At 64.6% G+C, this 7,583-nt stretch carries 7 protein-coding genes, 1 pseudogene and 1 other annotated feature; of the genes and pseudogenes, 7 read left to right on the top strand and 1 reads right to left on the bottom strand.

Annotated elements, in window-relative coordinates:
- Positions 1-97 precede the first annotated feature (97 nt).
- The 7 genes from ACLJK8_RS21160 to tnpC all read left to right on the top strand — a co-directional run bounded on the left by ACLJK8_RS21160 (position 98) and on the right by tnpC (position 6,901).
- Positions 98-385 carry a hypothetical protein gene (locus ACLJK8_RS21160; RefSeq protein WP_413152376.1) on the top strand — a complete coding sequence of 96 codons (288 nt, stop codon included), beginning with the start codon at positions 98-100 and terminating at the stop codon, positions 383-385.
- A 696-nt stretch (positions 386-1,081) separates the two neighbouring features.
- Positions 1,082-1,279, top strand: coding sequence for a twin-arginine translocase TatA/TatE family subunit (locus ACLJK8_RS21155; protein WP_413152374.1), 198 nt, complete (start codon positions 1,082-1,084; stop codon positions 1,277-1,279).
- 112 nt (positions 1,280-1,391) lie between these two features.
- Positions 1,392-1,910, top strand: a complete 519-nt coding sequence (locus ACLJK8_RS21150; RefSeq protein WP_413152372.1) for a hypothetical protein — start codon at positions 1,392-1,394, stop codon at positions 1,908-1,910.
- 1,292 nt (positions 1,911-3,202) lie between these two features.
- Entirely contained in the window at positions 3,203-3,562 is a 360-nt protein-coding gene (tnpA, locus tag ACLJK8_RS21145) for an IS66-like element accessory protein TnpA (RefSeq protein ID WP_413152371.1), read from the top strand.
- Positions 3,559-4,689, top strand: coding sequence for an IS110 family transposase (locus ACLJK8_RS21140; RefSeq protein ID WP_413152369.1), 1,131 nt, complete (start codon positions 3,559-3,561; stop codon positions 4,687-4,689). The genes tnpA and ACLJK8_RS21140 overlap by 4 nt, the downstream gene beginning before the upstream one ends.
- 249 nt (positions 4,690-4,938) lie before the next feature.
- On the top strand, positions 4,939-5,232 hold the full coding sequence (gene tnpB / locus ACLJK8_RS21135; RefSeq protein WP_413152367.1) for an IS66 family insertion sequence element accessory protein TnpB: 294 nt from the start codon (positions 4,939-4,941) through the stop codon (positions 5,230-5,232).
- 55 nt (positions 5,233-5,287) lie between these two features.
- Positions 5,288-6,901, top strand: coding sequence for an IS66 family transposase (gene tnpC / locus ACLJK8_RS21130; RefSeq protein WP_413152366.1), 1,614 nt, complete (start codon positions 5,288-5,290; stop codon positions 6,899-6,901).
- 10 nt (positions 6,902-6,911) lie between these two features.
- Here the strand turns inward: tnpC and ACLJK8_RS21125 are convergent.
- Positions 6,912-7,470 (bottom strand): annotated as a pseudogene (locus tag ACLJK8_RS21125) (IS3 family transposase); the annotation flags it as partial.
- Positions 7,316-7,432 (bottom strand) — a sequence feature (AL1L pseudoknot). Its footprint overlaps the pseudogene before it by 117 nt.
- Positions 7,471-7,583: the final 113 nt, after the last annotated feature.

The raw sequence follows: 7,583 nt of genomic DNA, 5'->3' as shown, positions 1-7,583 counted from the left end.
GGACTACAACGAAAACCACCCGCACTCAGGGCTGAAAATGCGCTCGCCCCGCGAGTTCATCGCAGCTGAAACCGCAACCGCCTGAGTGTCCGGTGAAATGGGGGCAAGACCAGGGCTGGCCGAGCTGTGCGAGGCAGAGCGAGAAAACAGCGAGCTCTTCTGGACCACGAGCTTCTCCCTGCCGAACACCCTCCTGGAGGCTCTTGGGGCGGGCCGGCTGGTCGCCTACCTCGAAGAAGTCGACCGGCGCATGCCGGCGAGCTACCGTGTCGAGCCGGTCGATTTCGCGACGATGTTCTCGCCAGACACCTTCATCGACTCAGGGCCGCGATTCAGCGCGAGAATACCGTTCATGGAGATCGGCGAGGCCGGGCCGCTCGAGTGAGCACCTAGGGCGACCGGCAACGGCGGCGGTCGACCAATCTGATGGCCGGCCCAGGCGCCACCGACTAGGTCGAGCGGAGACAGCAAGTTTGTTCGAAGGGGTTGCGAATGTGTTTGGTCCTGTCAGAGGAGTTGCTACTTGGGCGTGATCCGTAAGGGCGAGGTTTCAGGCGGGGGCATGATGGTTGGCTCCAAAAACGGCGGCACGTGTCGACGCGACTATCCTACAGGATGCAACCAAGGTGAGGGAATTCTCGTCGGGGAAACACAATGCCTGACTCGTTATTGAGCCATCATTACAATTGCGAATCAATCAATAGCCTGTTATCAATAAAAGTTACAATTAATCACTGTTCTATTTTGGCCGCGATGGGCCTCGGCGGATTGCCGCTCACCGTCCGCGAGGTGATCGCCGAGGAGCCTGCGACGCCGCCGACCAACGAGGATGTCGAGCGCGCGCCCAAGGCCTCGCTGGTCGTGCCGGCCGATGCGCTGGGGTGGGCGCCCGTATGCGAGGGGACGCAAGGGCGCCCCACGGTCCGACGCCGGAGCCGCCACCGGCGCCCGGCACGCTCGCCCCAGGATATCACACGGGCGGCGCCCGCTTCGAGGTGACGTTTGACCTTTCGCTGCTGATGGTCCCGCCCGCTGCGGGCGGCGTGCGTGATGTGACACGGGTATTTCTGGGGAGACCTTAATGCTGAGCAACATCGGATTTGGCGGCTTGGCCGTCATTGCGGTAGTCATCATCGTCCTGTTTGGCAGAGGTAGAATCGCGCCCCTCTTTGGCGAGTTCGGAAGCGGCATTTCCAGCTTCAGGAGCGCCGTGAGGGGTGAGTGTGGGGAGGCCGACGCCTCGCCTGAGTGCAAGAGGCTGCGGGATTCTGACGCCTAAGTTGACCACCGCGTTTGTGGAGAACGGCCAACGACTTGCCGCTATGCCCAATTGACGACTGGCGGGCCGGCGGACGACATGTCTTCGGCCGATGAACAAGTGGAGGATGCTGATGAATGATCGAAGCCGTGACGGCACCGCCAGTTCCCCGGGCGGTTCTCGGCTGAGATGCGGCTGGCCGATGGGTATCAGGGCCGCAGCGGTGCTGTCCTCGATGGCCCTCGTGGCCGCATCGGCGCTTTCCCTGTCGGGAGCCGGCTTGGGCGCTGCAGAACTCGACCTCAGCAATCGATCCGATCCCAAAGCGGTCTACAGCGTAGCCTTCTGTGCGCGACAATCGCCCGACAGCACTGGCAAGCCGGGGCACGCCTTCGTCGCGCTCAGTTGTAAGCCACACGGAGGCGAACGCGACTTCCTGGCGATCGGACACACCATCGCCGCGCCGACGGGTGCGGTCGAGGCAACGTGGTCGTACTTCGGTGAACCCGTGCCAGGTCTGCTAAAGGAGGAACTCTACACCTCGGTGCAGCAGAATTGCTTCGACGTAACCGTTAACAAGGAGGACTACGAATTCGCGCGGCGTCTCACCGCGTCTTCGAAGCATACAAGCTCGGCAAGAGTGATTGCATGACCTTCATTATTGCCGTCTCGGCGGTTCTTGAGTAGAGCGGCCTTCGAATACCGGATCGCGGAGCAACAGAACTCCCTATGCCGTACACGCAGCGGTTCATCGGCGAGAATGTCGGTCAGCAATGATCTTGGGTCGATCGCCTCCTCAATCGTTCCGGCCGGTGGCGCCGTCGGTGGGTCACCTTTCTCGCCGGTGGCGTGGGGCGGTCACCTGGGGCGGCGACACCTTTGCGTGGCGCCTGACGCCAGCTTCGCGAAATACCGCCCATGCAGCAGAAGCAGCGGGGCTTCTATTGGAGACAGAAGCATGCGTTACAAAAATGTAACGGGATAATCCGGAGAGAAAACTAACGAATTCCAACATAACTCGTCACCCTAACGGAGAGGCATGATGATCTCAAGGCGCGGATTCATCGCTGTGCTAACGGCTGCAACGCTCCCATGCCCAACACTAGCGCAACCGGTCGATCTCGTCTTGGACGTACGATTGCCCTCTGATAGGCACCGAACAGGTCTGCTTACGTTGAAGCGTGTAAGCGGCGCTGCGATTGTCGCAGACCTGAAGGTTCTGGGAAAAGCCGATAACGCCCGAGCGCTCTTGGCCGGGAACCCCCAGCGCGACCCTAGTTTACCATTTGGGGACACGCCTACGGGCCGATATGCAGTGCCTCGTGCTGTAGCAACTGGTGCCGGTACGCCTTACTCAAGTAATTCATACGGATCGAACGGCGCATTGGTCTTAGACCCTGTCGATGGTCAAGCCATGGATGCAAAAGGCAACGGTCGCGTCGGACTATTGATCCACGGCGGGACGCTCGGAACAGGAAGTCGGTTGAGAGCTACCCACGGTTGTCTAAGGTTGAGCGATGGCGATATGGCTATACTGATGGCAGCGATTAGAGATTCGGGTGAAAATCCTACATTTCAGCGCTGCGAAGTCGTCAACTTGTCTGTGTTGGTTGGGGATCTGTCGGTGGACGAGCCAGGCAGCGACGAGAACGACCCTCCGCTTGGCATAGAAGAGCTACTAGGGCCGGTACAGCCAATTCAAGTGCCCAAGCCATAGCAATAGACCTTCGCCGCCATGCGGTCTTCGCGCGCCGCCCGCGTACGGGTCCGACCGTAGACAAAGGCGCCCGCGTAGGCGAAGGCGCTTGAGGTCACGTCAGTAAACATTGAGCAGCGTGCGTATCGACCAGCTGTATCCCTCCGCCGAGGACCGTCTGACTTGGCATTGGCCGGGATGGTAGATGCGACCTTATGGTCGACCTTAAGTCCGGATTTGAGATCGAAGTGCTGTCTGCGGCGGATGCCGCGCGTCGTCGCCACTGGGGCGACGCGGACAAGCTGCGGATCGTCGAGGCGAGCTTCTCCGGCCCTCGCATGGTTACCGCGACGGCGCGCAAGCATGGGATCTCACGCTCGCTGCTGACGACCTGGCGGCGGCTGGCCCGCGAAGGCAGGCTCGGGGCGGAGCCGGCTCCGAGCTTCGCGCCCGTGGCGCTGGCGCCCGAGGCGGCTGCGAGAACCGGCCCAGCACCCAGCGCGGAGCGGGTCGAGATTGTGCTGATGAACGGGCGGCGGCTCATCGTCGGCGCCGGGATCGACCCGGCGGCGCTGGCGCGGGTGATCGCGGTTCTGGAGCGGGCATGATCGCCTTTCCGCCGGGGGCGAAGGTCTGGCTCGCCGGCGGCGCGACCGACATGATGGGATGGACGCCTCCCTTGGCGCGGCGCCAGGCTGTCAGCCTGGCAATAGGGAGAAGGAACATGTCCGTTTCGGTTATTGGCGTGGATATTGCGAAGCGCGTCTTTCAGGTTCATGGCGTTGATGCCCAGGGAAGGACCGTGCTTCGGAGGCGGCTGACCCGGGCAACGTTCCTGGCCGAGATGGCGACGCACCCACCGTGCCTGGTCGGAATGGACGCGGGCTCCGGTGCACACCACTGGGGCCGCTGCCTCGCGGAACTCGGTCATGATGTCCGGCTCATGCCGCCGCAATACGTGCGACCCTATGTGAAAGGGAACAAGCACGACGCGGCCGACGCAGAGGCATGCTGCGAGGCGGTGCAGCGTCCCGGCATGCGCTTCGTGCCGGTGAAGAGCGAAGCGCAGCAGGCGACGCTCATGCTGCACGGGGTGCGCGACCACTTCATTCGACGGCGCACCGGCGCGATCAACGCGTTGCGAGGGCACTTGGCCGAGTTCGGCCTCGTTTCGGCGAACCAACGCGCCGGTTTGAACCAACTGCTGATAGCTGTTGAAGAAACCGGTTCGACACTGCCTCGGGAGGTGACGGACTTATTGGGCATGATCGCCGCGGAGATTCGCGACTACGACCGCTCGATCGCCGAGCTCGACAAGAAGCTCGTGGCCAAATGCAAAGAGGATGACGTCTCACGGCGCCTGCGCGCGATGCCCGGGGTAGGACCTGTCATTGCCACCGCCATGCCCGCGTTCTTGACGGCCGGAGGCTCGTTTGATCGCGCCAGCTCCTTTGCTGCCTGGCTGGGGATCACGCCGCGCCAGCATTCAAGCGGGGGAAAGGAGCGAACCTTCGGCATCACCAAACGCGGCAACACCTATCTCCGGAAGCAACTGATCCACGGTGCGCGCGCCGTCGTTCGAGTCGCGCGCGGTCGAACCGGTGGAATATGGGACTGGATCAACAAGATGCTGGAGCGGCGGCACTTCAACATCGTCACTGTCGCCGTGGCCAACAAGATGGCTAGGATCATGTGGTCGATGGTCACTAAGGGAACGGCCTACAGGGCGGCCTGACAAGGCTGAGGGAACTACGGGAATTGCGAGGGCGGTGATCTGAGATGACATGACTGGCGAGACCAGAACCCGATCGACCCGGTTTGCGCATTGAGCCCCGAGCTCGACGATATGATGGGACAAGGGTTCAACGGATCTCATGGTGGCCCGCGGCCGATTGTAAGCCGCTGCTGGAGGCCGGATAGATGGCTGCAAGCCTGCCAGCAGTTAGATCAGTAAACCGCCTTGCAATCCGGGAGGCGTCCGTAGATGCGGAAAGGGATGAACGGGCTGGCGCTGTTGGTCCAGGAGGGCCTGAAGCGCGATCCGCACGCCGGGGAACTGTTCTGCTTCCGGGGGCGGCGCGGGTCGCTGATGAAGGCACTCTGGCACGATGGCGTCGGCATGTCGCTTTACGTGAAGCGGCTCGATCATGGGCGTTTCATCTGGCCGACACCGGCCGATGGCGCGGTGGCGGTCTCGGCGGCGCAGCTCGGCTACCTGCTCGAAGGCATCGATTGGCGTAATCCGCGCCAGACCTGGCGGGCCTCTTCCGCGGGATGAGGCCGGAGCGCTGATTTTATTCCAACATATTGAGGACATGCGATAAACTTAAGGTATGTCCGATGCCGCCGAGGAGATCCAGGCTCTGCGCGCCGCGCTCGCGGCGGCGGAGGCGCGCTCCATCTCGGCCGAGGCCCTGACCTTGGAAGCCGCGCGGGACCGGGCGGTTCTGTCCGGCGCGGAGGCGTTGATCGCGGCGCTCAGGCTCGAGATCGAGAAGCTCCGGCGCGCGCTCTATGGCGCCGGGTCCGAGCGCAAGGCGCGGCTGCTCGACCAGCTCGAACTCCAGCTCGAGGAACTCGAGGCCGCCGCGACCGAGGATGAATTGGCGGCCCAAGCGCCCGCGCGCCCCAGCACGCCCGCGCCTCTCGGCCCCGCGCGTCGGCGTACCGGGCGCAAGCCGTTCCCGGCACATCTGCCGCGCGAACGGGTGGTGATCGCCGCGCCCTGCCAGTGCGACGCTTGCGGCTCGGGCCGGATCGTCAAGCTCGGGGAGGACATCACCGAGACGCTGGAGGTGATCCAAACCGTCCGCGAGAAGTTCTCGTGCCGGGATTGCGAGCGGATCAGCCAGCCGCCGGCCCCGTTCCATCCGACGCCGCGCGGCTGGGCCGGGCCGAACCTGCTCGCAACGATCCTGTTCGAGAAGTTCGGCCAGCATCAGCCGCTGAACCGGCAGGCCGAGCGCTATGCCCGCGAAGGCGTCGAACTCAGCCTCTCGACGCTCGCCGATCAGGTCGGCGCGGCCACCGCCGCGCTCGCGCCGCTGCGCGGGCTGATCGCGGCCCATGTCCTCGCCGCCGAGCGACTGCACGGCGACGACACTCCGGTCCCGGTGCTGGCCAAGGGCAAGACCGATACCGGGCGACTCTGGGTCTATGTCCGCGATGACCGCCCTTTCGCCGGCGGCGCGCCACCCGCGGCGCTCTACCGCTTCTCGCGTGATCGCCATGGGGAACATCCCCAGTCCCACCTCGCAGGCTGGAGCGGCATTCTCCAGACCGACGCCTATGCCGGCTTCGGCGGGCTCTACGCCGCCGATCGCCAGCCAGAGCCGATCACCGAGGCGCTCTGCTGGTCCCATGCGCGCCGCAAGTTCTTCGAACTCGCGGATATCGCCGCCTCCGCCCGGCGCGGCAAGCAGGCGCCCCCGGTCTCGCCGATCGCGCTCGAGGCGGTGACGCGCATCGATGCGATCTTCGACGCCGAGCGGGCGATCAACGGCCTGGCCGCCAAAGCCCGCCTATCCGCGCGGCGGGCCGATATCACCCTGCTGGTCGCCGATCTCGAGGCATGGATGCGCCGCGAGCGCGCGGCACTCTCGCGCCATGCCCCGGTGGCCAAGGCGATGGATTACATGCTCAGGCGCTGGGACGGGTTCGCGGGCGTTCTCGCGGACGGAAGGGCTTGCCTCACCAACAACGCGGCCGAGCGCGCGCTGCGCGGCGTCGCCATAGGCCGTAAGGCTTGGCTGTTCGCGGGTTCCGACCGCGGCGGCGACAGGGCGGCCTTCATGTACTCCCTGATCGCCACCGCCAAGCTCAACGACGTCGATCCGCAAGCCTGGCTCGCCGATGTCCTCGGCAGGATCGCCGGCACTCCCATGTCCCAGCTCGACAAGCTCCTGCCCTGGAACTGGAGCCAGACCACGGCGTCGCAGGCGGCCTGACCTGCGGCCCTCGGCGGAGGGTTACGTCGATGACGAAGGCGACGTAGACGAAGCCGCCCCAGGTCGCCACGTAGGTGAAGTCTGACACCCACAGCATGTTCGGCGCCGGCGCCCTGAAGACCCGGTTCACCCGGTCGCGCGGACAAGGCGCAGCGGGATCCGGCACGGTGGTCCGGATGCGCTTTCCGCGGACCGCGCCCGACAACCCCATGCTCCGCATCAGGCGGGACACGGTGCAACGAGCAACATCGAAGCCCTCCCGGTGCATCTGGCGCCAGACCTTGCGGACCCCGTAGACGCCGAAGTTTCATTGAAAACGCGCCGGATCTCGACGCTGAGCCGGGCATCGCGTCGTGCGCGCGGCGGGAGCCGGCCCGGATCGAGCCGGCGGGCGGCGTGCTCGTGATAAGTCGACGGAGCGATCGGCAGAACGCGGCAGATCGGCTCGACTCCATGGACCTCACGGTGCGCATCGATGAACGCCTTCATCGCTTCAACGGGCGGTCGAGCTCCGCCATCGCAAAATAAGCCGACGCCTTCTTCAGGATCTCGTTCGCCTGGCGCAGTTTGGCCTGCCCCCATTGGGTGGCCCGGTTCAGATCTAATGCATGGTCGGCTTCGCGGCCATGGTTGAAGTGGTCGGCGTCTCCGGCCAGAGCACGGCGGCCGGCGCGGGCGGCTT

The organism is Amaricoccus sp. W119, assembly GCF_047275745.1.
In the GTDB taxonomy this organism is placed as follows: Bacteria; Pseudomonadota; Alphaproteobacteria; order Rhodobacterales; family Rhodobacteraceae; genus Amaricoccus.
The sequence above is the reverse complement of the archived record's forward strand: the minus strand, read 5'-3'. Positions and strand labels throughout refer to the sequence as shown.